Annotated in this window: 28 protein-coding genes and 1 CRISPR repeat array (1 of these 29 cut by a window edge); of the genes, 14 read left to right on the top strand and 14 right to left on the bottom strand. The window is 41.5% G+C overall.

Features of this window, described 5'->3' with window-relative positions; translation table 11 throughout:
* The first annotated feature begins 27 nt into the window (after positions 1-27).
* Genes YH65_RS04985 through YH65_RS04975 form a run of 3 tightly spaced genes read left to right on the top strand, consistent with a single transcriptional unit; the run spans position 28 to position 1,635 of the window.
* On the top strand, positions 28-498 hold the full coding sequence (locus YH65_RS04985) for a DUF302 domain-containing protein (RefSeq protein WP_046550899.1): 471 nt from the start codon (positions 28-30) through the stop codon (positions 496-498).
* Between the two features lie 27 nt (positions 499-525).
* The gene (locus YH65_RS04980) at positions 526-1,155 is read left to right on the top strand and encodes a YceI family protein (protein WP_046550898.1); all 630 of its coding nucleotides are present in this window, start codon (positions 526-528) and stop codon (positions 1,153-1,155) included.
* 6 nt (positions 1,156-1,161) lie between these two features.
* Positions 1,162-1,635: a YehS family protein gene (locus YH65_RS04975; RefSeq protein ID WP_052746096.1), complete on the top strand. Its 474-nt coding sequence runs from the start codon at positions 1,162-1,164 to the stop codon at positions 1,633-1,635.
* A gap of 3 nt (positions 1,636-1,638) precedes the next feature.
* Here the strand turns inward: YH65_RS04975 and xth are convergent, their stop codons facing one another.
* Positions 1,639-2,409, bottom strand: coding sequence for an exodeoxyribonuclease III (xth, locus tag YH65_RS04970; RefSeq protein WP_046550897.1), 771 nt, complete (start codon positions 2,407-2,409; stop codon positions 1,639-1,641).
* A gap of 50 nt (positions 2,410-2,459) precedes the next feature.
* Here xth and YH65_RS04965 point away from each other — a divergent pair, with 50 nt between their 5' ends.
* On the top strand, positions 2,460-3,020 hold the full coding sequence (locus YH65_RS04965) for a class I SAM-dependent methyltransferase (RefSeq protein ID WP_046550896.1): 561 nt from the start codon (positions 2,460-2,462) through the stop codon (positions 3,018-3,020).
* Positions 3,021-3,058: 38 nt separating this feature from the next.
* Here the strand turns inward: YH65_RS04965 and YH65_RS04960 are convergent, their stop codons facing one another.
* Entirely contained in the window at positions 3,059-3,976 is a 918-nt protein-coding gene (locus YH65_RS04960; RefSeq protein ID WP_046550895.1) for a L,D-transpeptidase family protein, read from the bottom strand.
* 285 nt (positions 3,977-4,261) lie between these two features.
* On the opposite strand from YH65_RS04960, the gene YH65_RS04955 reads away from it, so the two are divergent.
* Entirely contained in the window at positions 4,262-5,392 is a 1,131-nt protein-coding gene (locus tag YH65_RS04955) for a hypothetical protein (RefSeq protein ID WP_046550894.1), read from the top strand.
* A gap of 79 nt (positions 5,393-5,471) precedes the next feature.
* Here the strand turns inward: YH65_RS04955 and YH65_RS04950 are convergent, their stop codons facing one another.
* From YH65_RS04950 to YH65_RS04930, 5 genes are read right to left on the bottom strand one after another with little or no spacing between them, the layout of a single operon-like run.
* On the bottom strand, positions 5,472-6,425 hold the full coding sequence (locus YH65_RS04950) for an MBL fold metallo-hydrolase (protein ID WP_046550893.1): 954 nt from the start codon (positions 6,423-6,425) through the stop codon (positions 5,472-5,474).
* The gene (locus YH65_RS04945; RefSeq protein WP_046550892.1) at positions 6,422-6,979 is read right to left on the bottom strand and encodes a CDP-alcohol phosphatidyltransferase family protein; all 558 of its coding nucleotides are present in this window, start codon (positions 6,977-6,979) and stop codon (positions 6,422-6,424) included. Before YH65_RS04945 ends, YH65_RS04950 begins: the two co-directional genes overlap by 4 nt.
* Before the next feature lie 4 nt (positions 6,980-6,983).
* Complete coding sequence (locus YH65_RS04940; protein ID WP_046550891.1) at positions 6,984-7,208, bottom strand: DUF2905 domain-containing protein; 225 nt, start codon at positions 7,206-7,208, stop codon at positions 6,984-6,986.
* Between the two features lie 3 nt (positions 7,209-7,211).
* A complete protein-coding gene (locus YH65_RS04935) occupies positions 7,212-7,637 on the bottom strand; it encodes an NUDIX domain-containing protein (protein ID WP_046550890.1) in 426 nt (141 codons plus the stop codon).
* Complete coding sequence (locus YH65_RS04930; protein ID WP_046550889.1) at positions 7,634-7,984, bottom strand: TraR/DksA family transcriptional regulator; 351 nt, start codon at positions 7,982-7,984, stop codon at positions 7,634-7,636. Before YH65_RS04930 ends, YH65_RS04935 begins: the two co-directional genes overlap by 4 nt.
* Positions 7,985-8,104: 120 nt before the next feature.
* Here YH65_RS04930 and YH65_RS04925 point away from each other — a divergent pair, with 120 nt between their 5' ends.
* Entirely contained in the window at positions 8,105-9,031 is a 927-nt protein-coding gene (locus tag YH65_RS04925) for an NAD(P)-dependent oxidoreductase (protein WP_046550888.1), read from the top strand.
* Positions 9,032-9,050: 19 nt separating this feature from the next.
* Here the strand turns inward: YH65_RS04925 and metK are convergent, their stop codons facing one another.
* A complete protein-coding gene (metK, locus tag YH65_RS04920) occupies positions 9,051-10,253 on the bottom strand; it encodes a methionine adenosyltransferase (protein ID WP_046550887.1) in 1,203 nt (400 codons plus the stop codon).
* A 117-nt stretch (positions 10,254-10,370) separates the two neighbouring features.
* Between metK and amrS the strand changes: the two genes are divergently transcribed.
* Positions 10,371-11,396 (top strand): AmmeMemoRadiSam system radical SAM enzyme, encoded by a 1,026-nt coding sequence (amrS, locus tag YH65_RS04915; protein WP_046550886.1) that lies wholly within the window; start codon positions 10,371-10,373, stop codon positions 11,394-11,396.
* Between the two features lie 3 nt (positions 11,397-11,399).
* Here the strand turns inward: amrS and YH65_RS04910 are convergent, their stop codons facing one another.
* A complete protein-coding gene (locus YH65_RS04910) occupies positions 11,400-11,924 on the bottom strand; it encodes an O-acetyl-ADP-ribose deacetylase (protein WP_046550885.1) in 525 nt (174 codons plus the stop codon).
* A 55-nt stretch (positions 11,925-11,979) separates the two neighbouring features.
* Here YH65_RS04910 and YH65_RS04905 point away from each other — a divergent pair, with 55 nt between their 5' ends.
* On the top strand, positions 11,980-12,570 hold the full coding sequence (locus tag YH65_RS04905) for a DUF2238 domain-containing protein (RefSeq protein WP_046550884.1): 591 nt from the start codon (positions 11,980-11,982) through the stop codon (positions 12,568-12,570).
* A gap of 87 nt (positions 12,571-12,657) precedes the next feature.
* On the top strand, positions 12,658-13,131 hold the full coding sequence (locus YH65_RS04900) for a DUF2231 domain-containing protein (RefSeq protein ID WP_046550883.1): 474 nt from the start codon (positions 12,658-12,660) through the stop codon (positions 13,129-13,131).
* A 72-nt stretch (positions 13,132-13,203) separates the two neighbouring features.
* Here YH65_RS04900 and YH65_RS04895 read toward each other — a convergent pair whose 3' ends face one another.
* The gene (locus tag YH65_RS04895; protein WP_046550882.1) at positions 13,204-13,530 is read right to left on the bottom strand and encodes a hypothetical protein; all 327 of its coding nucleotides are present in this window, start codon (positions 13,528-13,530) and stop codon (positions 13,204-13,206) included.
* Positions 13,531-13,756: 226 nt separating this feature from the next.
* A complete protein-coding gene (locus YH65_RS04890) occupies positions 13,757-14,332 on the bottom strand; it encodes a class I SAM-dependent methyltransferase (RefSeq protein ID WP_046550881.1) in 576 nt (191 codons plus the stop codon).
* A gap of 290 nt (positions 14,333-14,622) precedes the next feature.
* Here YH65_RS04890 and YH65_RS04885 point away from each other — a divergent pair, with 290 nt between their 5' ends.
* The gene (locus YH65_RS04885; protein WP_046550880.1) at positions 14,623-15,201 is read left to right on the top strand and encodes a pseudouridine synthase; all 579 of its coding nucleotides are present in this window, start codon (positions 14,623-14,625) and stop codon (positions 15,199-15,201) included.
* Here the strand turns inward: YH65_RS04885 and YH65_RS04880 are convergent.
* The 3 genes from YH65_RS04880 to YH65_RS11215 all read right to left on the bottom strand — a co-directional run bounded on the left by YH65_RS04880 (position 15,198) and on the right by YH65_RS11215 (position 17,407).
* On the bottom strand, positions 15,198-15,512 hold the full coding sequence (locus YH65_RS04880) for a YkvA family protein (RefSeq protein ID WP_052746095.1): 315 nt from the start codon (positions 15,510-15,512) through the stop codon (positions 15,198-15,200). The two genes, YH65_RS04885 and YH65_RS04880, sit on opposite strands and share 4 nt — an antisense overlap.
* Positions 15,509-15,931 carry an alternative ribosome rescue aminoacyl-tRNA hydrolase ArfB gene (gene arfB / locus YH65_RS04875; RefSeq protein ID WP_046550879.1) on the bottom strand — a complete coding sequence of 141 codons (423 nt, stop codon included), beginning with the start codon at positions 15,929-15,931 and terminating at the stop codon, positions 15,509-15,511. The genes YH65_RS04880 and arfB overlap by 4 nt, the downstream gene beginning before the upstream one ends.
* 174 nt (positions 15,932-16,105) lie before the next feature.
* Complete coding sequence (locus tag YH65_RS11215) at positions 16,106-17,407, bottom strand: right-handed parallel beta-helix repeat-containing protein (protein ID WP_154806468.1); 1,302 nt, start codon at positions 17,405-17,407, stop codon at positions 16,106-16,108.
* A gap of 185 nt (positions 17,408-17,592) precedes the next feature.
* On the opposite strand from YH65_RS11215, the gene hxlA reads away from it, so the two are divergent.
* From hxlA to YH65_RS04850, 4 genes are all read left to right on the top strand, one after another.
* Positions 17,593-18,222: a 3-hexulose-6-phosphate synthase gene (gene hxlA, locus YH65_RS04865; RefSeq protein WP_046550878.1), complete on the top strand. Its 630-nt coding sequence runs from the start codon at positions 17,593-17,595 to the stop codon at positions 18,220-18,222.
* Position 18,223: 1 nt separating this feature from the next.
* Positions 18,224-18,772: a 6-phospho-3-hexuloisomerase gene (hxlB, locus tag YH65_RS04860; protein WP_046550877.1), complete on the top strand. Its 549-nt coding sequence runs from the start codon at positions 18,224-18,226 to the stop codon at positions 18,770-18,772.
* Between the two features lie 250 nt (positions 18,773-19,022).
* A complete protein-coding gene (locus YH65_RS04855) occupies positions 19,023-20,141 on the top strand; it encodes an FIST signal transduction protein (protein ID WP_046550876.1) in 1,119 nt (372 codons plus the stop codon).
* 208 nt (positions 20,142-20,349) lie between these two features.
* Positions 20,350-22,290 carry a sensor domain-containing protein gene (locus YH65_RS04850; RefSeq protein WP_245609229.1) on the top strand — a complete coding sequence of 647 codons (1,941 nt, stop codon included), beginning with the start codon at positions 20,350-20,352 and terminating at the stop codon, positions 22,288-22,290.
* A gap of 400 nt (positions 22,291-22,690) precedes the next feature.
* Positions 22,691-23,878: direct repeats of the CRISPR family, unit length 36 nt; unit sequence ATTATAACAGGTGGCGGTTTGGAGGGGTCTTAAAAC (it continues 366 nt past the right edge of the window).

The following is a 23,878-nucleotide window of genomic DNA, read 5'->3' as shown; positions in this document are numbered from 1 at the left end:
GATGACGCACCCTGTAAAGGATTTAGAGTGAAAAGAATCATTATAACTTGTATGGCAGGGTTGCTCACATTGGCAATGACGGGATGCGAAAACAAAAAAGGGGCTTTCCTTGAAACAGTAGAGACGAACAACACGGTCCCTGTCGCAATCGAGAAGCTGATGACGGCTTTACCCCAAAAGGGGCTTTCACATTTCAATACGATAGACCATACCAAAGCAGCAAAATCTGTAGGTATGAGGCTCGAACCCGAGACAGTGGTGATATTTGGAAACCCAAAAATAGGTACGAAACTCATGCAGTGTAACCCAAGCATGGGACTGGAGCTTCCTCTCCGTATGCTCTTCACCGTAGAAGAAGATGGCATCACCACCATCACCTATACTAATCCGGAATACTGGACCCTCAAGCACAACATCAAAGATAAAACTTGTTTGGCTATCATACAGCAAGCGCATATTGCTTTGCAGGAATTGGCCGAAAAAGCTGCTGCCAAATAGAAAATAGATATTTAAAAGGATATTCTTATGAAACGAACACTTCTTTCGCTGCTTGCCATAGCCTCAATGGCTTATGCCGCATCACCTACGGGCTGTGTACTCGTACAGCCTGCCGATATGAACGTCACATGGAAAGCCTACAAGACACCAGCCAAGATCGGTGTGAACGGGCAATTTACTGCGGTAAAATACACTCCCAACTCACTCGAAGGAAAGAACTTCCGGGAACTCTTTGTCGGTTCAAAAGTGAACATCGATACAAGCAAACTGACTACGGGGAACCCGGGAAGAGATGAAAAACTGGTCAAATTCTTCTTCTCTATTATGAGTTCCAATACCATCGAAGCGAAGATCATCGACATCAAAAGGTCCGATAAACATGAAAAAGGGAAACCGCGTACCGGTACAGTCAGCATAGAGATCACCATGAACGGAAAAACGAAGACCGTTCCCATGAAGTACATCTACGACAAGGGGCAGTTTAATGCTACAGGCACCATTGACCTTGTCGACTTTGCGGCAGGCAAAGCATTGGCCTCCATCAACAAAGCTTGCTATGAACTGCATAAAGGCAAAACATGGAGTGACGTGACCATCGGTTTTTCTACAACGGTCAAAGCAACACTCTGCCATGTGAATATCGCACAGAAAAAGTAGATAACCTTGAAAACAAACGATATTCTTTATAAAACAGTAAAAGCACTAAACATGAGTGAGGCCGATATACTTGAAGCCTATACACTTGAGGGCTATGAGATGAACCCAAAACATCTCGAATCCCTGCTCAAAAAACGCGTGGATAAAGATTTTGTACTCTGCTCCTATGAAGAGTTGGGGATGTTTCTCGATGGACTCGTGACACTCAAGCGAGGTCCTTCCCCAAAAAAACCCGGCGATGACGAAGCCGTAGAGCTCACTAACAACCTCATCCTGAAAAAACTCCGTATCGCCCTGGAGCTCAAAGAGCCTGAAACCGAGATCATTTTCGGTCTGGGCGATGTCACATTGAGCAAGCAGGAACTTAAATCACTCTTCAGAAAAGAAGGACATAAGAATTTCAAGGCCTGTTCGGATGAACTGCTCATAGCTTTCCTCGATGGTCTTGACGAATTCTACTATACCGGAGAAGAAGTCTAAATATCAGATATCCAATACCAGCTTTACAGGGCAGTGGTCACTGCCCATGATGTGGTCCAGAATATCCGCATCGACGATCTTCTCTTTGATATCATCTGAAACGAAGAAGTAGTCAATACGCCATCCCACATTCCTTTCCCTCGCCTTTGTCCTGTAAGACCACCAGCTGTAACGATCCGGTTCATCCCCGTGTATATACCGAAAAGTATCGATATATCCGTTATCAAGAAGTTTGTCCATCCATGCTCTTTCTACAGGCAGGAACCCCGATGTATTTTCATTGGACTTGGGACGGGCAAGATCTATCTCTTTATGGGCCGTGTTGACATCACCGCAGATAATGATCGACTTTCCCTCTGTCCGGACTTCATTGATATAATCCAGAAAACGCTCATAAAATGCCAGTTTATAGGCTAAACGCTCTTCGCTTCTCTGTCCATTGGGAAAATAGACATTAAAAAGAACATAACTGCCGAAATGATATTCATTGATACGTCCTTCATTGAGGATATCAATATGGTCTCCACCGGATGCTGTACCCTTGATATTGGTAAACAAAGCAACACCGGACTGCCCTTTCCGGGAAGAGGAGTTGATACTTTGGAATTTGTAATGTTTTTCAAAAATACTATCCGGGATCTGGTTCGCTTCCGCTTTGATCTCCTGAAGTCCCAAAAAATCAATATCACTTTCATCGATCCATTTTAATGCATTTTTTTTCTCAACTGCACGTATGCCATTCACATTCCATGATATAAAAGTTGTTTTTGCCATGTTGATCCTTGGATTATTTGGGTAGAATAATAGCAAAAAAGGCTGTAAAGATGGCAGAGGAAGACAGAGAGCACTGGAATGAAAAATACCTCACCATCCCTGCTCCGGATAAACCCGTTGAACTTATTACCCGTTATGCTAAACTGGCTACGGGAAATCGCGCACTCGACATTGCCTGTGGAATGGGAAGGAACAGCAAATATCTTGCTTCCATCGGTTTCGAGGTCGATGCCTTGGACATCAGTTCGGTTGCCATCGAATCACTCAAAGGGCTTGCACACATTCATCCCAAAGAGGTCGATCTCGATACGCATGAATTCCCAGAGAAAACTTATGACCTGATCATCTGTACTTTTTTCCTCAAACGCGAGCTCTTTCCAAAAATCACCAAAGCATTGAAACCGGACAGACTTTTTCTCTATGAAACCTTTGTCTATCATCCAGACAATGAAAATACACCAGGCAATAAAAGCTTTCTGCTCGAAGAAGGAGAACTTGAAGCAATATTCGACCATGAATATGACATTATGCATCTAAGAGAGTATTGGGATGTTGACATGCACGGGAAAAAGAGTCTGAAGGCACAGATGGTCGCCAAAAGAAGAAGCTGAGATCTAAAAGATGATGATTTTTGGACCTAAGCCAAAAATTAATTTATAACACTGACCTTCGTTCCTTTTTTTACTTTGGAGAAGACGATGGAAGCTACCTTGAACGGCAATCTTACACAACCGTTGCTTCCTGGATGTCTTTTGATATATTTGCTGGCATGAAGCCCTACACCGCCACTTGTCAGTCTCATCCAGTGATGCATGGTATGTCCGACATACTTCGCACGGGGACCCCTATATTTCCTTCTATCTCCATGATATACTTTTTTGCCGTTCCTGTACATTTCACCAAAGATGGTCGATTTTTTGGCGGCTATCTTTTCTTTGATCCTAAAAGTGCCCAGTGGTGTATGTTTGTCTCTATATGTTTTTGTATTCGGTTCGAATTTACGTTTCGCTCCGGTAGTGCATGGAGCACAAAGTGCTACCTTGCCATTTACATAAAGTTTGAGCCTCTGTTCACTTACATCGATCTTGATATGGGTATTTTTACCGTTGGCTTTTGAAAGAAGTTTGTTGTTTTTAAATACTTTGTAGCTTTTCTGAAGATCGACATGTTTCTTGAAGTCCGCATAACAAGTGTAGGATCTGTTCGTCATTTTGTTCGCTGCAGCTGTTCTTACTGGAGGTAGTTTCACATTTTTGGCTACTCTCTCAAGTACCCTTTTTGTTTTGGCACCAACATAGCCTTCAGCCGGAAAAATATGATAATGCTTCTGAAACTTTTGTACAGCTTCTTTCGTATTCTTTCCCCATTTCCCGTCCGTTTTTAAATGAAGATGGAGATATTTATCCGCATTCAGTGCGATCTGAAGGTTCTTGACCTGAAGCGGATCATTCACACACTTCTGGTTATCGGTCTTTTCACATATATCATTGTAATGTTTAAAAGAGTGTTTTGCATGCGCAGCAGAAAAGAGTACAAGTACTGTAAAGAGCAGTCGGGTCAGGATCATACAGCCTCCAAAATTTAAATTCATTTATTTTATCGTTTTAGCCTGATATAAAAATAAAACTCTGCTTTATTTATGCTTACGGATCAATATACGACACTATTGAAAGATATTTCTGAGAATTGCTTTAAAAAACTTAAAATTTGATTTTTTAGATGTTATAATAGCTGAAACTGGATAGATTCTTTGGGTTTTTCTATGTTTTTATAGTTGTGAGGATGATTATAGTATTCTTGTTTTACCCAATCTCTACCAACTATTTTACTTTATACAACAAGGCAGTATATCTTGATAAAAAAACAAACAAACACTTCCGGTAAAATTATTGAACTGATAGGTATTGCGGTATTTTATATATTCCTCTTATCTGGTGTAGGCAATGCAGAATCAAATGTAAATGTAAACATCACAAACATACAAAAAAAGCCTATTACCGGGCTTATTGCAATGGGAAGTCCTATTGGCGCTCTCAAACATAAAGATCCCCTTAGGGAGGTCAAGGCACACCCTGACGTTTATTCTGCAGTTGTCATTGATACTATTTGGATGTACATGGAATCCAAGAAAGGGATGTATGATTTCTCATCCATTGACCAGGCCCTCAAAGAAATAGAAACATATAATCAACAGCACACGAAGCATCCACTATCTGCAAAATTAAGAATATTCGGTGGACCTGTTGCTCCTTTTTATGTAAAAAAGATGAACGGCGGACCTATCGCCATAAAGAAAAAACGTTATCCGACTGTAAAGATCGGACTTTTCTGGACCAAAGAATATGGTGACAGGTTTGCCGCACTTTTAAAGCATCTGGCACTTCGGTACGATCATAATAAATTGATCAGAGAAGTCTGTGTAGGTACCGCTGCGTCCCTGACTGCCGAACCATTCGTAGCCCCTCTTGATAGGAAGAACAATCCAAAGATAAGGGCTTATGGATTTACTGATGCCAAATACAAAAAAGCGATCGAACGGGCATTAGATGATTATAGCGTCTGGAAATTGACGGTTGTAGATTTTCCTTTTAATGTGTTCATTTCCACCGACCACGAATGGACACCGGATGCAGTATTCTCGAACGATCTCATGAAAAAGTTCAGAAGCAGATACGGACATCGCGGCGTTATTTCGAATCATGGACTGGTCGACCCTTTATCACAAAACGCTAAACTGATATACCCAACGATCAAAGAACTGGGAGCACCTATCGCTTTTCAAACACGTGGACCAAAAGTTAATTTTGATAATGCCCTCAAACTTGGATTTGAATATGGAATGACAGAGTTTGAAGTGTGGGATACAAAGGATGCAGGTGGCTATGCAGAGGTATCATACAGTACATTAAAAAGATGGGCCCACATGTTTCAAGATCAAACAATCACTGCAAAACAGGGTAAAACAAAAGAAACATCACATTGAATCATCTACCCATAATCTCTAGAAACAGTAGATGTGATTGGAATAGGCAAATCCAATTTACATTCGTTCCTGTTTTACTCTATACTTTTCTAACCACCCTGTCCTTTCCAACCATATATACATCAAAATCATTGGCGATGAATAGCCTGCCGCTGTACCCCTCTCTGATTTCGTTATAAATCATCTCTATACCCAGTTTGCTGTTCTTACTGTATCTTGGGTTTATGTGGGTAGCGATGAGATTTTTGACGCCCTTTTCCTCTGCTGCTTCCCCGAGATCTTTTGCCGTAGTGTGCAGTACTTTTTCAGGTAGGTGGTCATAGATACCCTGTGTGTAGGTGCACTCATGCACAAGCAGGTCTAGGTTGTCCAGATAATTTCCAAGAACAGAGGGGCGACTATTGTCACCTGCGATGATCAGTGAGCGCCCCTGTACCGGATCAAGCATGAATGCTTCAGGTTCCAGTTTTTTTCCCTGAAAAACGATGCTTTTTCCCCTTTTTAGTTCACCGTAAAGTGGAGAGGGCTCCAAGCCTTCCGCCCTCAACTTCGCTTCATTGAGTCTGTTGCTCGTGTTATTCTCTTTGATATAGAAGGCGACACTTTCCACGGAATGCACAAGCGGAAGTACTTTGACCGTAAATCTGTCGAAGATGAAGGTTTCACCCGCTTCATATTCGATGATCTTCAGATGATAGCCGAGATGCTCGAAGGAAAGGTCGGCAAAAGCACACCCAATAAACGTTCTGATACCTTTGGGTCCGTAAATGGTCAAAGGGTTGAAGGCTTTGTCGAGTTTTTTGCTTGAGAGCAGACCCAAAAGTCCATAGTAGTGGTCTCCATGAAGATGGGTGATGAAAATGGTGCCGAGTTTCCCGACTCTCAAGCTGCTTCTCATGATCTGGTGCTGCGTTGCTTCCCCACAGTCAAAGAGATACCATTTGTTGTCCTGATCAAATTCCAATCCGAGTGCAGAGACATTCCTCTCTGTGGTAGGTTTGCCGGCACTGGTTCCCAGAAAGGTCAGTTTCATCTCCTCTCCTTCAATAGATGCCAGACGGAATGTACGTTGATCTCAGGCTTCGGAAGAAGGAAAGTAATGGTGATATTCTCTATCGCTTCGAGTATGACAAAACAGATCGAGAGATGAAAGAGTCTGTTGTCATGAAAACCGAACAAAAGCACGATACCAATGCTTATCAATACTGCCGAGATCTTCGCGCTCCAGGTGTGGTAACTGGCTATCCTGCCGAATTTTGCAAATGAAAAAAAAGCAGGCAGCAGATAGACGCCGACCACTGTAATGATATAGGGGAGTTCCTCTTTAATGATATCCGGCCAAAGCCACCAGGCAGCCAGCGGAGTGGTGAGATAAACTGTCATATCCCCATAGCTATCAAGTTTTGCACCAAATTCACTTGTCTGACCCGTTTTGCGAGCGACATATCCATCGGCAGCATCTGAAAGCAGCATCAGACCAAAAAGTGTGAAAAAACCTGCCGGCAGTCCAAACCATCCTGTTAACAGCAGGAACGGTGCTGCCACAATACGAAAAAGACTCAGGATGTTCGGGACATTCAGCGACATGGCATTACCTGAAGAACTTTCCGAATAGATAGAAAAGAAACGACAGGACCACACTGAGGATGATCGAAGTCGTGATCGGGAAATAGAAAGAGAAATTCTCTTTTTTATAGACAATATCACCGGGTAGTTTTCCCAAAGAAAAAGGGAGTTTATCGCCAAACGTAAGCAGTACGCCTATCACTACGATTACAAGACCCATGATAATAATGTTTTTACCTATCTCTTCCATTAGTTATGTATTATCCTCCCTGTTCCTGAGAAAATCCCCAACAATCTTTGCATGATCGAAAACAAGTTTTTCCATCGGTATCTTATCGGGAAGATAGATAAAACACTTTTTCGCATCATCCGCTGCTTCAGGTTCTCCATATGCTTTGCAGATATAGACCACCGAAACCGTATGGAATCTCGGGTCTCTTTGGGGATCCGAATAGACACCAAGCAGCCTGATGATCTGCACGTCAAGGGATATTTCCTCTTTCATTTCCCGGACAACAGCACTTTCACAGCTCTCACCTACATCGACAAAACCTCCCGGCAGAGCCATGCCAAACGGTGGATTTTTACGTTCTATCAGGACGATACCTTTAAAAACTTCTTTACTGTCATAAAGCATCACTATACCGTCAACGGCGACATAAGGTGTTTTAATGCTCAATTCTGATCCTCTGCTCCCACAATATATCTTGCAATAGGATTGACTTCAAGTCTTTCAACCGGTATGGATCTACCTGTCTTTTCACATATGCCATAAGTGCCGTTCTTTATTTTCGCGAGAGCATGCAGCGTCTCCTTAAGTTCCTCTTCCTGTCGTTCCAAAAGGGTATTGTCCTTGGAACTAATATTCTTCAGAGATGCAAGATCTTCCACATCATTTATCCCATCATCACTGCCTACAACATCCAGCTCTGATTTCAGTTGCGCTATATTCTCTTCCAGCTGCACCTCTCTCTCTTTTAATATCTTTTCAAATTTATCAAGGTCAAGATCATCTCTTTTTTGCATAATGTACTCCTTGTTTTTTTATATTATATCACTTTCCCGTAAATTAAAAAATCATTTTAAAACTATTTATCCAAACTTGTTACAATAAAGAAAATAGATAACAATACAGAAAGGACAGGTATGAAGATCGCATTTTTCGAAATAAAAAAAGAAGAAAGAATTTTTTTTGAATCACATTTAAATGGTCATGAACTTTTCTTTTTTGAAAAGCCTATCCAGGATATTGTATTGCAACCTGAAGAATATGAGGCAGTTTCAGTCTTTGTAGGGTCACGCATTACAGATGATATTTTAGACAGACTCCCAAAGCTTCGATATCTTCAAACCCGTTCTACCGGTTTTGACCATATCAAGTGTAAAACACTTTATCAAAAAGATATGAAAGTAAGCAATGTAGCAGGATATGCAGGCCCTGCTGTAGCGGAGTTTGCTTTCTCTCTTCTTTTGAATGCTACCAGAAAAACTCATATTGCTTTGGATCGCAGCAAAAAAGGTGACTTGGACTACCTTGACCTCAAAGGCATAGAACTCTTTGGTAAAACCATAGGAATTCTCGGGTTGGGAACCATAGGTTTACAGATGGCGAAGATAGCCAAAGGCTTTGGAATGAAAGTACTGGGATACAGTCGGACACATAAAGCTGTTTTTGATGAACTGGAAATTGACTTTGTCTCCCTGGAAAGCATATTGGAAAATGCCGATATACTCATGCCTGCCCTGCCTCTGACCCCTGCTACACAGGGACTTGTTAACAAAAGAAATGCTCCATTGATCAAAAAAGATTGTATCATCATCAATACTGCAAGATGTGAGATCATAGAAGAAACACTCTATCATTCACTGTCGAATATCATCGCCTCCGATGTATGCAGTGATGTTTCTCTTGCACAAAAAGAAAATTTCCTTTATACACCGCACATGGCCTACTATACAAAAGAGGCTTTAGCCCGTATCATGGATATCTCTTTACGGAACATGGAACAGTTCCTAAATGGCGAGATACCACAAAACTGTCTTAAACTCACATGTGAAAAAGAATATGATTAAATAATATCTATGAGATATTTTACTGTTTCAGGCTCTTGAACCAGTCCAATTCATTCAACTGTTCCCATGGATATTCTGCATATCCTATCTGTCCTTTTGCAGCGACTTCTGCATATAGAAAGTTCTCTTTGCCCGGTTTGTCCAGAGCAAACTTTTCCATGATCCACCTGGGACTTAGTACAAACTTATCCGCGATCATTTGGGAAAGTTCTTCATCTTTCATATCTGTCAGAGCAGTCTGTTGTGTATCAACGGTAACAGAAATGGGTCTGGGTTCTGCGATCACATAGGAGAGCTGTACCAGAGCCTTTTTGGCGAGCCCTGCCGCCACGATATGTTTTGCCAGCCATCTGGCGGCATAGAGCGCCGACCGGTCCACTTTGCTGTAGTCTTTGGAACTTTGGGCCCCTCCCCCAATGGGAGCATACCCGCCATAGGTATCACATACTACTTTTCTGCCAGTAAGACCCGAATCTGCGATGGAAGAATGGGTGACGTATCTGCCAGTGTTATTGATGTAGAATACCGTTTTATCTGCATCGAAATGCCCTGCTTCGAACTGTACCTCTTCTTTGATGATCTTCTTGACCCGCACCTCTACTTCATCCGGCTCTACTGAACTGATGCAGGGGATCGCCACGATGATCTTTGCAATATGTTCAGGCCTGCAACTGTCAAAATTCTCTTTGCTGCCATAATCCATCACCACTTCCGTTTTGATGTCCACACCGAAAGTATCAGGATGTTCAAGGGCATAGGCATAGAGAGCATCTCTGATCTCCCGGGCATAGGCAAAAGCCGAGGGCATGTAGTCATCACGCTCGCAGGTCGCATAGCCGAACATCATTCCCTGGTCACCGGCACCTATCTCATTACCCTCTTTGACCACACCCATGGTAATGTCGGGAGACTGCTTGCTGATATAGATTTCTATCTCGGCCTCATCCGGGAAAAATGTCTCTCCTCTTTTAAACCCTCTTTCAGGATATCCTATCTTTTCCAGTGCTTTTTGGGTACACTCTTCATAAAAAGCATTATCTACGGCAGTGCTTGTTTTAACCTCTCCGCCAATGATAATATGTTTTCCGCTGATGAACACTTCAGTAGCTACTTTGGCATTGGGATCAAGCTGCAATAATCTGTCCACGATAGAATCTGCAATGATATCGGCACATTTATCCGGATGCCCTGCCGACACGGATTCAGAAGTAAAAAGATACATATTCGAAGCCTCCTCTTTCACTGACAATTATATTATTATCATAACATAATTTATAGCTCTTCCAAAAAAGAGTATAATAAATTAAATTCCGATAACAAATATATAAAGGAGAACAAAATGTCAGCAACAGCATGGCTAAGCAAAAAACTTGGCAGCGGCAAGATCCTCTGTCAGGCCTGCGCACAATCCTGTAAACTCAATGAAGGAGAATACGGGATCTGCGGCATCAGAAAAGTCGAGGACGGCGAGCTCAAACTGTTGGTGTATGGACTTGCATCCGTGGTAAATATCGACCCTGTAGAGAAAAAACCCATGTTCAATTTTCTGCCCGGAAGCAGAGCTTTCTCGTTTGGGACTGTAGGGTGTAACTTTTCATGTAAATTTTGTCAGAACTTTGACATTTCCCAGTATCCAAAGGAACACAACCACCAGATATTCGGCAAAGAGTACCCGCCGGAACGCATTATTGAACTTGCAATAGAGAACGGGTGTAAATCAATTGCCTATACCTACAATGAGCCCATTGTCTTTTTTGAGTATACCTATGATACAGCAAAACTTGCGCATGAAAAAGGACTGAAGAACATCTATGTCACCAGCGGATTTGAAACACACAAAGCCTTGGACCTGCTGGCACCTTATATCGATGGTATGAACATTGACATCAAAGGATTTACCGAAGAGTTCTACAAGGAGATCTGCGGTGCAAGGCTCAAACCGGTACTCGAATGTGTCAAATATGCCCATGAAAAAGGTATATGGATCGAGATCACGACACTGTTGATCCCCGGCAAGAACGATTCTGACGAAGAGATAAGAAATATCGCCAAATTCATTGCGGAAGTCGACCCAACCATGCCGTGGCACCTCTCCGCATTCTACCCCATGTACAAAATGCTCGACGTACCGCCTACACCGGGATCAACACTGCGCAGAGCCTACGAAATAGGCAAAGAAGAAGGGCTGAAGTACATTTATGTAGGCAATATCGAGGATGAAGAGCATGAATCGACCTACTGTCCTCAATGTGGTGAGAGAGTAATAGACAGAACAGGACATATAGGACAGTATGTTACCAATGAACTTGACGAGAACGGAATTTGTCCCCATTGCGGCTACTCGCTTGAAGGAGTATGGCACTGAGTCTTACTGCCCGACCACTTTCTCAAAGAACTGTTTGTTTTCATTACTGTGAAATACAAAATAGACTTTGATATCGTGTCCTTTGGATAGAAAGGCTTTTACCGTTTTATAGGCGATACGTGCCGCTGCCTCCTTCGGATAACCGTAAATTCCTGTGGAGATAGCAGGAAAAGCTACATCTTTACACCCCAGCTTCATCGCCTGTTTCAGTGAATTTTCATAGGCTGCAGCCAGCAGAGAATCACAGCGGTTGCCGCAGTTGTGATATACAGGCCCTACGGTATGAATCACATACTTTGCAGGCAGGTTGCCAGCCGTTGTTGCAACTGCCTCACCTGTGGGAAGTCCATCAGGGTACTGCGTCTGGCGTATCTTTTTACAGGCTTCCAGAATGGCAGGTCCCCCTGCTCTGTGTATGGCACCGTCTACACCACCTCCACCCATGAGTGAACTGTTCGCTGCATCGACAATCGCACAGACATTCTCATTGGTAATCTCGCCTGTTTTTATAATGATATTTTCATTCATAGCATACCTTTTAACTTCAATTTTAGTGTATAATACTTTTTATGAGGAGAAGTTTATGCCGCGCTCACATAAAATAGTCTATGCCATTTATATCGTAATATGGGCAATACTGGCGATCAATCCCAAGTACCGTGAAGACTGGTTACTTGAAAATATTCTGGTATTCATCGTTTTTCCGACAGTTATCTGGCTGGATAAAAAATATCATTTTACTTTGACAAGCATTATTTTTCTTCTTATCTTTGCCAGCCTGCATTCTCTGGGCGCACATTTTACCTATGCCGAAATGAAATTTTTCGATCCTATTACACAGTTCTTCGGATTTGAAAGAAATAATTTTGACCGGGTGGTACATTTTCTTTTCGGTCTTCTGGCTTTCAGGGCAATTTTTGAACTGGTCGCACCGGGTATCACCCATGTCAAGAAAGCACTTTTCTTTACTTTCACGGTAGTTGTAACTATATCAGCATTCTATGAGTTACTCGAATGGCTCGCTGCGATCATCTTCCACCCCGAACTGGGTATAGCGTTTCTGGGAACACAGGGAGATGTATGGGATTCACACAAGGATGTCACCGCTGCAATATTTGGTGCCTTGATAAACCTGGCTTTTTACAGAAGCTATGCAAAACTCAAGCCCTTTTAATATTAATTTAATTTATTACATAATATAATAGATATACTTATAATAAATGGAAACATCTCAATAGATCATAAATATCAGGAGTCCTACATGAATGTTCTGCATCCACCTTTCGTACACTTTGTCATTGCCCTGCCACTTGCAGCGCTCTTTTCTCAACTCACCTATGTTGCATCAGGCAATAAAACATACTCTAATGCCGCTCTCCGGATCATGGCTTTTGCATTACTGGTATCATTTTTTGCTGTTTTTAGCGGGATCCTTGATGCAAAAAAGATCGTGGACGGACACAATATACTGCAAAATGGCCTTCTGGTCCTGCAAGAGCATAGAACATTCGGTTTTGTCGTAGTCGCCATACTGTTCGCCACCACCCTGATAAAATGGATTGCCCTTTCCAAAGACTCACTGACTCTCGAAAAACTATCTATTCTACTGATCATTCTTTCCATTGCTGCTTCACTTTACCAGGGCAAAAAAGGCGGTTCCCTCATCTATAAATATGCCGGAGGCATTGACAAGCAGATTATTATGAAGAGAGTAGCAGAACAAAAGGGAGAGTAAAACTCTACTCTCTTTCCAGCACTCCCTTTTTGGAAGCGGTCATGCAGTTTCAGGAAGGCAAATACCCCGAGATCACTTCTGAGAACTTTCAACAGTTCCGTTAAGTGTATCGGGCTCTTTACTGCCCAGTGACCCTTCCTCTGCATTAGACTGAAAAGCACTCGGCCTGCTTTTATGGGAGAACTTCAGGATCATCGTTGTAAGCACAGCACCACCCGGAATGATCCAGACAATGGTCAATCCCGTCATTTTGAAAAGATCGACCACCTGAGCCCCGGCTTTTTTGTACTCCTTACGTCTGATCAGCGACGGGATCTCGATGGTCTCTTTGAATTCTACATTCAGACCTTTGCCGATGTTCTTACTGAAGACAGTGAATTTTTTAATGTGTTTTTTCATGTTTGCGTATCTTTACCTATTTTCTTTTGTGATGAATACTACAAATGAGATTATAACCAAAGATCAACATTTATTAACCAAACAATACTATAATTGTACTTTATATTAATAATAAGGATATTTTATCATGAAATACGCTGCACCTTTAAAGATGAACAAATCAGATTACCGCTGAAAACTTCCATCAATTCCACTAAAAACGGTTGAGGGCACTACCAAGTACCCTTTACCCACCAAGCATCACGGTAAAATCTCCCTCCATGTACCCCTCTTTTATCTGCACTTTTGCACCAAGAGATCGGCAAAGCTCCCTGATCTCATGAGGAAGCCAGTAACTAAACTCTCCTTCCCGCTCCCTTCCTTCCAAAAGATTAAAAACAAATCCTTTACGGCTTTTGTCAAAACATCGCTGAATGAATAGTCTCGTCTCAAACCGTGTCAAAAGGTTCATAGATCCGCTTGCCACATACCAGTCTGCCACAGGCAGTGTCTGACACAATATATCCCGATGCATTATCTTGCAGCCTGTACGCACCTGAGCCTCTTTGACCATCGGTTCACACAGATCCAGTCCGGTATAGGTTTTTGGCAGATTGTTCTTTTCCCTGAGGTAGAGGTAGAAGTCCCCAAAACCGCATCCGGCATCGACAAGGGTATCCTGCATCACATTCCCAAGACAGGAGGCAATAGCCGAAAAACGGCGTCTCTGTGTCTGCAAGGAATCCCAAGCTACACCTTCCGCAGATACCCCATAGGTGTCGTAATTATTCTGATAAAAGTTTTTTTGATCGATACGTGCCATACATTAGTACTTTCTGTTTGTGTAAATCGGTAGATCTGCCTTACTAAAGATTATAGCTAAATTAGGATATATCCGGGAGACAATGATGCGAATACGGTTCGACTGCCCTGGTAATATCGAGCATCTCATTCAGTATCTCAGCAAGTTTTCTGTGTCGCTACTCAATGTTAGGGGATATTGCAGTATATAAAATGAGTTTTAAGTGGGAATATGCCAAATTGTCATATGTTTATAGAAATTTGTGGTATTTTACCTGTAAATTGATTTTTACTGGCCCAAGGAAAACATCCATGCATAGCACAATGAGCGATTCGAAAAAACTGTTAGTACTCAACAAGCCCAAGGGCTATGTGGTCACGCGTTCTGATGAACTTGGGCGCAAAAAGGTATATGATCTTTTACCTGATTGGACTTTTAATGACGGGTGGATGCCCATCGGACGCCTTGATCTGGAATCAAAGGGGCTTCTACTGTTCACCACCGACGGCAAGATCAGCGATGCCTTGACCAGGCCCGGAAACTGTATAAAGGTATACGAGATCTGGGTCAGAGGTCATGTGACAGATGAACATATAGCAGAAGCCAAGAGAGGTGTAGAAAGTAAACACGGCTTACTCAAAGCGCTTGTCGTAGAGAAAATAGGAACAGGTGGCGCAAAAACCAAACTCAAGATAGTCATCGATGAGGGAAAGAACCGCCATATCCGTCGACTCTTCGGAGCACTGAAAGACCCGAAGTTTGGAACTCCGTTAAAGGTGTTAGAACTGAAACGTATCAGTATCGGCAGCTTTGAACCTGACATAGAAAGTGGTAAGTGGCGTTACCTTACAGTGGAAGAAGAGAGCATGCTGCTTGATGCTTTTAGTTAGTTTCCAGTATTGTTATTCTGACTTTTCTGTTCCTCTTTGAAATGTTTGTACTTTTCCAGATCGGCATATATCAATTTCAGACAAATGGCAAGGACAATGATATCATCTATCTGTCCCAACACCGGTATAAATCCTATCGGTGAAAACAACATGTAAGAGAATGTGACGCTGATGATCACAATAGTCATCCATGAAATATCTCTATACTCATTCTTCCAGTAAGCTCTGATTAAACCGGCCAGTGCACGAATATCATTCCAGAATCTGATAATTATCGTTATTTTTGAGTTGTGGTCCGATTGGTTTTTCATTCCCTCTCCACTTTCCCCCGCAGTCGTTTCTTGCCGGCATGTTTCTTTTTTGAGTTCAATCTTCTATTGACAGAGCCTTTTGTCGGCTTGGTCGGCACTCGCTTTTTTTGAGTGACAGCCACACTTTTTATGAGTTCTACCAGACGTTCAAGTGCCTCTTCTCTGTTCTGTTCCTGGCTTCGGTGCTGTTGGGACTTTATCACAACGATACCGTCTTTGCTAATGCGTTTATCTTTCAGTGAGAGTAGCTTCTCTTTGTAAAACTCGGGAAGTGAAGAGGCAGAAATGTCAAAACGAAGATGAATCGCCGCAGAAACCTTGTTGACTTTCTGCCCACCGGAGCCTTGTGCCCTAATGGCAGTGATCTCTATCTCATTTTCATCCAGCGTAGCGGTATTTGATATCTTTAAGTTTGCCATATTATCTCACCTTCTATAATACATTTACCATTTCTCAAAACCCCGTCCCAACCGTAAAAAAAGTAGTCAGCATCGAAGTTAAGGAAATCTGCAGTGCCAATTTGACTCCACAGAATTAAAGTATCCCCTTTTGTATAAAGGGCACCTCTAAAATTAAAACTTTAGTGCAAATCTCTATTCAGTCGTTCTGACCGCATTCTCGTCACCTCGTGCCGACCCGTTCCCCTGGTCGTTGACGGGTTCAACACCCGGCTCGATAATGATCGCGTTGGTCGTTCTGTACTGGAGGGTGACATTATCCGGTTCCACAGGATCAGAATTGAAAAGATTCTCTTTAACGGTCAGATACTTGACATAGCCGTGCCCTTCATTCGCATCAACCGTATTGTACGGGTCACAGTCAATGCTCTTGTCAGCCTTGAACCCCTTATGTGCATACCCGCCCAGGAGCAGGTCGCCATAGTAACTCTCTTCCGCACTGTTTCCTGTCATAGTGATCTGCCTGGAGACCATGCAGTTCTCCGCACCTACTTCATACCCCCATGCCGTGTTCTGTACGACATTGTCCCTGATCTGTATATGATGCCCTCCATCCACATAGATCGCCGCAGCCCAGCTCTCTTTGCTGCCATAGGCAGGATTGTCCGTGGTATGCATATTCTCCACAAAGTTATCTTCGATGAAACCGTATCTTGCCGCATCCAGTTTCCCGGGAAGAACTCTCCCCTCGCTGTTCGTACGTGACGGTGAAGTTCCCTCACCGCCTATGGCATCGATGGCGATATTGTTGATATCATAAATATCGTTGTTACGGATCTCCCACTTCTTTACATTCCCGTTCACCACGATACTCTCACTCGATCCCGTCCGCATGTCATACACAGTATTCCCTTCGATGATGACATTGGCGATCGAACGTTTGTTGCTCTCTGCCGTTCCGTACACAGCAATACCGTGTGCATTGGAATTACTGTTGAAGTCATGGATTCTGTTATTGCGTATGAGGATATTCTTAATGTTCTCTCCCTCTACGATGATACCGTAGATCCCGTGATTCCCCGCACTGTGTCCCTGAATATCAAGCCCTTCGATCACAACACGTTTCGTATTATCACCGATATAGATGAAAGTTCCATTCTTCGAACTTGTCAAGGGAGACATATTCGCTTTTCCCTGCAGTTTTGTGTTGGAGCGGAAGATCTCCAGAGGCAGTCCTGAAGCACTGTCCCCTACTTCAACCACACAATACCCGTTCTTCCCCACCACATCATCACAGGATTCTATTGCATCTGCAATTGAACCAGCAGCAACAATATCGGGGGTAGAAGAAAATTTTTCTATCCACGCTCTGGCAGGTCTGTACTTGTCCTCCAGAGGTGTCGCTCCCCATGATGCCTGTATCTGTGTCGTTGCCAATAAAAAGGTTATGGCACATATTCCACCAATATATCCTGCTCTCAAACTAAAATTTCCCATTATTCTCTCCAATAATTGATATCTATATCATATCATAAAAACATACGGAATTTAGTTTCAAAAAATATGTGTTATAATAATTATATGCATATTAAAGGTGAGTATTCGACGCTTGATCATTTGTTTTAATTCTATTTTATGATAGAACTAGAGTATTATCATCCAAATTTTTCTAAGGAGCATGCATGAAACTACAATTGGCAATCGATGTACTTACTACGGACGAAGCTTTTGCTTTAGTACAGGAAACAAGAAAATATATAGATATTATAGAAATTGGAACTCCTTTGATCAAACATGAGGGCATTAAATTAGTCAAATCCATGAGAACTCTTTTCCCGGAAAAAACCTTGTTAGTAGATCTCAAAACCATGGATGTGGGGGAGTATGAGGCAAATTACTGTTTTGAAGCGGGTGCTGATATTGTTACTGTTTTGGGTGTTGCTGATATCAATACGATCAAAGGCACGATAAAAAGTGCCAAAAAACATGGCAAGAAAGCTTTAGTTGATATGATCAATGTTCCGAATAAAACTGCTTTAGCCAAAAAGGTAAACAAACTGGGAGCAGATTTTGTAGGTATTCATTCCGGTATCGATCAGCAAAATGCCGGTCAAAGTCCATTGTCTGACCTTAAAGAGGTTTCCAAAAATGTAAAAATCCCTTTGGCTGTCGCAGGGGGGATCAACCTTGATACCATTGATGATATCGTAAAACTCAAACCTGAGATTATTGTTGTCGGGGGTGCAATCACAGGGACTAAAGATCCTAAAAAAGCAGCGAAGGCTATTGCCAAAAGAATCAAAGGCAAATAGAATGGTCGCTAAAAGACTTATACAACAACTCAAGTACGGTCTAAAAAATGCTGACGAAAATAATTTCAATGAATTTATAGAATTTTTTCTGCAAAATAAAAGAATTTTCGTTACCGGTGAGGGAAGAAGCGGTCTTGTAGGAAAATTTTTTGCAATGCGTTTGATGCATCTGGGAAACGATGTTTTTGTACTGGGAGAGATCAACACACCTTCCATTCAAAAAGGAGATATCCTTGTATGTATTTCAGCATCAGGAACAACGAGTAGTGTAGTCAATTCTGCAACAACTGCAAAAAAACATGGAGCTACCATCCTTGCCATTACTGCCAATCCAAAAGGTCTTCTTAAAAATCTAGCCGATTTCACGGTTATGATCGATACCAGAAACAAGAAAAAACGAAAGAAACAGAACATTAATGACAGAAAACCCCCACTTGGGACACTTTTTGAACTTAGCAGTTTATTATATCTGGAGACACTTATCTCAGAAATCATGTATATCTGTAAGATAGATGAAGAGACAATGAGGGCCCGTCACGTAAATATCTAATTATGCTCATTCAAAAATTATCACTATGAGTGATGCTAATGCTATTCTCTTTACCATCAATCCTTTCTCTTCCTAACAGACAGAACATCGACTGAGCCCTATTCCTCAATAAAGGAATATGTTGATATCTTAAGTAATTAGCCTCGATGTAAGATTATTCCTACATTAATTCAGAATAAAAAATGATATTATTAATATAAAAAAGTCCTGAATTAGTTTTATATTACATATATGTATCAAAAGGTAGAGTATGGCTGATATTATTTTTGATCCGACAGGTTCAATAGAAAGTTTTACCAGCAACATGAATATACTCAGCTCTGAAAATGAGTCTGTTATGATCTTGGCATGTGATGCCAATGGCTTTAAGAAAGAATTGGTCGATCCTATCCTTCTGAAGCATACTGTATCTATCATAGGCGGTATTTTCCCTTCTGTTATTTATAATGATAAAAAGTATGATAAAGGTACGATTTTTATCGGCCTAAATGATAAAATACAAGTCAATGTTATTCAAGGTATCAGTCAAAAAAATGATGATGAGTTGGATGCTGATATGGAAAAACAGATAGGTGATTTCGATGAATCAGTCAAAACCATGTTCGTTTATATAGATGGGTTGACAAAACATATCGGTAAATGTATCAATGTCCTGTTTGACAATTACGGACTGGGTATCAACTATATAGGAGGAGGTAGCGGATCATTAAGTTTTGAACAGAAACCTTCGCTCTTTACCAACCATGGACTCATACAGGATGCCTTGGTCTACGCCTACTCGAAACGCCAAAGTTCCATAGGTGTCAGTCATGGCTGGAAAAGTATCAGCGGACCTTACCAGGTGACCAAGTCGGAAGCTACCATACTTAAAGAACTCGATTACAAACCGGCATTTGAGGTTTATAAAAATATCGTAGACCAATACTCCTCTGAACCTATCAATGCAGATAACTTTTTTAATGTTGCCAAATCATTTCCTTGTGGAATCAACACGCTTTCGGATGAAAAGATAGTACGTGACCCTATCATCTTAAACGGTACGGAAATAATCTGTGTCGGAAATATAGAAGAGGGTAATTATGTCGATATCTTAAGCGGTGACAACGACTCATTGATAAAGGCCGCAAGGCATGCTGCATATATCAGTAAAGAAAATATGCATTTTAAAAATGATTTTACCCTGTTTATAGACTGTATATCACGTGTACTGTTTTTGAAAGAGGATTTTTGTGATGAGATCAAAGTGGTATGCAAGAACAATATGCCTCTTGTTGGAGCAATGACTTTTGGTGAGATCGCCAATGACGGTAAAAATTATCTGGAATTTTTTAATAAAACATCTGTAGTAGGGCATATTGGTCATGGATAAAAATCCTCTGCTATGGGCACTTTATGAAATTTCAATGTCCATAGGGAACACGCTTGAGCTTAAAAAAATGCTCGGTGAAGTTACCACTATGGTGTTGAGTCGACTAAACTGTTCTTCAGTATCCATATACCAGAAGAAGGACAACAAGTTTGAATTGCTCTATGCTAAGCCAAAAGTATTGGTCAGGAATAAAGATTATGTCAGTGTTGTGAAAGAACTTGAAGAAAAATATTATCATGGCTGTAGTCATACTCCTATTCTGTTTGAGAAGTCTAATAATCAATATTATTTTTTCGAACTGAATAATTTCGGTTATCTCATCTTGACAAAATCAGCTAATCCGCTTGATGAGCTGATAGTCAAGTCTCTGGAAAAAATAAATCTAAAACTTCTCCATGCTATTCAAGCCTGTATAGATCATGCGGAGCAGAAGCATCTTGAGCAGGAAATCCAAAAAGAGAGTGCTTTACTGAAAACTGTTATTGACACTGTACCCATTAGGATATTTTGGAAAGATCTTGAATCACGATACCTGGGTGCTAACAAGCTTTTTGCCGAGGATGCAAATCTGCAGGATGTAGATCAGCTTATTGGAAAGAATGATTATGACATGCCGTGGAAAAATGAGGCTGACCTGTATCGTAAAATGGATAAAGATATCATAGATACAGGTATTGCGGAATTAAATATTGAAGAACCTCTTACCGATAAAGAGGGAAAACATAAATGGGTTTCCAAATTCAAAGTACCCTTGATCGATAAAAACGGAAAAACCTTTGGTATTTTAGGTGCTTATATGGATATAACACATAAAAAAGAGAATGAAAAGAATCTGAAACTGCAGCGTGATGCCTTGGAACATCAAGCTTATCATGATACTTTGACCGGACTTCCCAACCGTTTACTCTTTTTGGACAGACTGAATCAATATATCCACAAAGCCCATCGTAATAAACAGAAAGTTGCTGTCCTGTTCATCGATATGGACAGATTTAAAGAGATCAATGATTCACTTGGACATGTATTTGGAGATGAAGCCATCAAAGAAGTTGCACAGAGGATAGAGGGTCAGATACGTGAAACAGATACCATAGGCCGTTTTGGCGGTGACGAGTTCATCATGATCTTTAATGATATAAGCGATCCAATTGTTGTTGTGAATATCGTACAAAAAATAATGCAGAGTATGCATGATCCCATTATGATTGGTGGACATAGTATCTACGTGACATTAAGTATCGGTATCAGCATCTATCCTGAGGATGCCGAGACGGCTGATGATCTTTTGAAAAATGCTGATGCAGCAATGTATAGAGCGAAAGAGGATGGACGTAATACCTATAAATTCTATACGGAAGATATGACACAAAAAGTGTTTGAACGTATAGCATTGGAATCAAAGTTACGCCAATCCATAAAAGATGAAAACTTCATGCTTTATTTTCAGCCGCAAATTAATGGGAAAGATAACAGGATCATGGGGATAGAAACTTTGATACGCTGGGAAGATGGACATAAAAACTTTATTTCTCCTGCAACATTCATTCCTGTTGCAGAAGAAACGGGACTGATCATTCCTTTGGGTCAATGGATATTGAGAAGTGGTATGCAACAGATAGTAAAATGGCACGCTGATGGATTATACCCGGGAAGATTGGCGATTAACATTTCCATGCTGCAACTTCAAAAACATGATTTTATTTCAATATTGGAGATGCTGCTGGAAGAGACGGGATGTCAGCCACAATGGCTTGAAATAGAAGTGACGGAAAGTCAAATAATGAAAAATCCTGAACAAATGATTTTGATACTTCAAAAGATAAACAAATTGGGCATCAGTCTATCTATTGATGATTTTGGTACGGGGTACTCCTCCCTGTCTTATCTCAAACGTTTCCCCATCGATACACTTAAAATTGATCAATCTTTTGTAAAAGATCTCTCTGACAATGAGGAAGATAAAGCCATAACCAAAGCAGTAATTGCTCTTGCAGAAAGTTTAAACCTGCGTGTTATTGCCGAAGGGGTTGAGACAGAGGAACAAAAATCATTTTTGGTGAGCAATGGATGTATCAACATTCAGGGATATTTATATGCCAAGCCAATGCCGGCTGATGAGATGGAGAAAATGCTTAGAGGATCTTTATAAAAGGATTTGTGTCGGTTCAAGGTGTCGAAAAAAAGTCGAACTAACAATAAAACTGGATTTAAATTAAATACAACTCTTGTGTCGGTTCGGAGTCGCTCAGAATTGTCTATGGTTTTGGGGTCATTCCACTGTTATCTTCCAAGCTGCCTATGCGGCAGTTTACGTAATGGACGCGGCAGACTGGACGGTGCAGAACTTTCAAGCTGCCTATGGTCATTGTCACGTGGTACCTACGATTTTACCTTTTTGTAGGGTGGTGCTTCAGCCCACCATATATCGTAATTTGGATACCATCAAACATTCACCGAAATGGTTATAATAATGTTGAACCTTGTTGAATAGTTGTTATTGTCACCTGACCCTTATGCCTCTTATGCCTCAGACTTTACAGATGATCTTTATTATAACAGGTGGCGGTTTGGAGGGGTCTTAAAACTCTGATGTCATGTTGTCGATTATTTTCTTTATTATAACAGGTGGCGGTTTGGAGGGGTCTTAAAACCATATTATACAGTATATCAATCTCTTTTTCATTATAACAGGTGGCGGTTTGGAGGGGTCTTAAAACGTAGTAGTCATTGCCAAATTCAGTAGTGCCATTATAACAGGTGGCGGTTTGGAGGGGTCTTAAAACATGATTATTTTTGACATTATCCCATCACCGATTATAACAGGTGGCGGTTTGGAGGGGTCTTAAAACGCCATTCTATATCTCCTTAATAATTAAAGTATTATAACAGGTGGCGGTTTGGAGGGGTCTTAAAACGAAATGGTGGACCGCGTTTATGAAAACATGATTATAACAGGTGGCGGTTTGGAGGGGTCTTAAAACAGGACCGCTTCGGGAACCTCATTAACGATCATTATAACAGGTGGCGGTTTGGAGGGGTCTTAAAACAGCATAGCGAACGCGATACCCACCGCGTGAATTATAACAGGTGGCGGTTTGGAGGGGTCTTAAAACACGGTTTCTGCGCTGTCCCCGCTAACATCTATTATAACAGGTGGCGGTTTGGAGGGGTCTTAAAACAGCATAGCGAACGCGATACCCACCGCGTGAATTATAACAGGTGGCGGTTTGGAGGGGTCTTAAAACAATCTTGACGGTACGGCAACACCGGATATCATTATAACAGGTGGCGGTTTGGAGGGGTCTTAAAACAACTGGAAGTACCTAACGCGGTATTCTACGATTATAACAGGTGGCGGTTTGGAGGGGTCTTAAAACGATTTGGGCGCGGGCTAGTCGTGATTATAGATTATAACAGGTGGCGGTTTGGAGGGGTCTTAAAACCCTGTTTTTGTTATGCTCCTCTATCTCCAAATTATAACAGGTGGCGGTTTGGAGGGGTCTTAAAACCCTGCGCGGGTGACTATTCCATCGTTTACTATTATAACAGGTGGCGGTTTGGAGGGGTCTTAAAACACAACCCGCCAGAAAGTAGTGTCAAAATGAATTATAACAGGTGGCGGTTTGGAGGGGTCTTAAAACGATATAAGGTCTATCCATCCGTTGTCTTTGATTATAACAGGTGGCGGTTTGGAGGGGTCTTAAAACCTCTTTTTCGTACTGATCGACTTTGTTTCT

Origin of the sequence: Sulfurovum lithotrophicum, from assembly GCF_000987835.1 — a bacterium.
Classification (GTDB): domain Bacteria; phylum Campylobacterota; class Campylobacteria; order Campylobacterales; family Sulfurovaceae; genus Sulfurovum; species Sulfurovum lithotrophicum.
Note: the sequence above shows the minus strand (reverse complement) of the source record. Positions and strands in the feature narration are given on the sequence as shown.

What these genes read in the sequence shown, in the direction of transcription:
- YH65_RS04980 (WP_046550898.1), top strand. Translation starts at nt 526, where the DNA reads ATGAAACGAACACTTCTTTCGCTGCTTGCCATAGCCTCAATGGCTTAT.
- xth (WP_046550897.1), bottom strand. Translation starts at nt 2,409, where the DNA reads ATGGCAAAAACAACTTTTATATCATGGAATGTGAATGGCATACGTGCA.
- YH65_RS04965 (WP_046550896.1), top strand. Translation starts at nt 2,460, where the DNA reads ATGGCAGAGGAAGACAGAGAGCACTGGAATGAAAAATACCTCACCATC.
- YH65_RS04960 (WP_046550895.1), bottom strand. Translation starts at nt 3,976, where the DNA reads ATGATCCTGACCCGACTGCTCTTTACAGTACTTGTACTCTTTTCTGCT.
- YH65_RS04950 (WP_046550893.1), bottom strand. Translation starts at nt 6,425, where the DNA reads ATGAAACTGACCTTTCTGGGAACCAGTGCCGGCAAACCTACCACAGAG.
- YH65_RS04945 (WP_046550892.1), bottom strand. Translation starts at nt 6,979, where the DNA reads ATGTCGCTGAATGTCCCGAACATCCTGAGTCTTTTTCGTATTGTGGCA.
- YH65_RS04940 (WP_046550891.1), bottom strand. Translation starts at nt 7,208, where the DNA reads ATGGAAGAGATAGGTAAAAACATTATTATCATGGGTCTTGTAATCGTA.
- YH65_RS04930 (WP_046550889.1), bottom strand. Translation starts at nt 7,984, where the DNA reads ATGCAAAAAAGAGATGATCTTGACCTTGATAAATTTGAAAAGATATTA.
- YH65_RS04925 (WP_046550888.1), top strand. Translation starts at nt 8,105, where the DNA reads ATGAAGATCGCATTTTTCGAAATAAAAAAAGAAGAAAGAATTTTTTTT.
- metK (WP_046550887.1), bottom strand. Translation starts at nt 10,253, where the DNA reads ATGTATCTTTTTACTTCTGAATCCGTGTCGGCAGGGCATCCGGATAAA.
- amrS (WP_046550886.1), top strand. Translation starts at nt 10,371, where the DNA reads ATGTCAGCAACAGCATGGCTAAGCAAAAAACTTGGCAGCGGCAAGATC.
- YH65_RS04910 (WP_046550885.1), bottom strand. Translation starts at nt 11,924, where the DNA reads ATGAATGAAAATATCATTATAAAAACAGGCGAGATTACCAATGAGAAT.
- YH65_RS04905 (WP_046550884.1), top strand. Translation starts at nt 11,980, where the DNA reads ATGCCGCGCTCACATAAAATAGTCTATGCCATTTATATCGTAATATGG.
- YH65_RS04900 (WP_046550883.1), top strand. Translation starts at nt 12,658, where the DNA reads ATGAATGTTCTGCATCCACCTTTCGTACACTTTGTCATTGCCCTGCCA.
- YH65_RS04895 (WP_046550882.1), bottom strand. Translation starts at nt 13,530, where the DNA reads ATGAAAAAACACATTAAAAAATTCACTGTCTTCAGTAAGAACATCGGC.
- YH65_RS04890 (WP_046550881.1), bottom strand. Translation starts at nt 14,332, where the DNA reads ATGGCACGTATCGATCAAAAAAACTTTTATCAGAATAATTACGACACC.
- YH65_RS04885 (WP_046550880.1), top strand. Translation starts at nt 14,623, where the DNA reads ATGCATAGCACAATGAGCGATTCGAAAAAACTGTTAGTACTCAACAAG.
- YH65_RS04880 (WP_052746095.1), bottom strand. Translation starts at nt 15,512, where the DNA reads ATGAAAAACCAATCGGACCACAACTCAAAAATAACGATAATTATCAGA.
- arfB (WP_046550879.1), bottom strand. Translation starts at nt 15,931, where the DNA reads ATGGCAAACTTAAAGATATCAAATACCGCTACGCTGGATGAAAATGAG.
- YH65_RS11215 (WP_154806468.1), bottom strand. Translation starts at nt 17,407, where the DNA reads ATGGGAAATTTTAGTTTGAGAGCAGGATATATTGGTGGAATATGTGCC.
- hxlA (WP_046550878.1), top strand. Translation starts at nt 17,593, where the DNA reads ATGAAACTACAATTGGCAATCGATGTACTTACTACGGACGAAGCTTTT.
- hxlB (WP_046550877.1), top strand. Translation starts at nt 18,224, where the DNA reads ATGGTCGCTAAAAGACTTATACAACAACTCAAGTACGGTCTAAAAAAT.
- YH65_RS04855 (WP_046550876.1), top strand. Translation starts at nt 19,023, where the DNA reads ATGGCTGATATTATTTTTGATCCGACAGGTTCAATAGAAAGTTTTACC.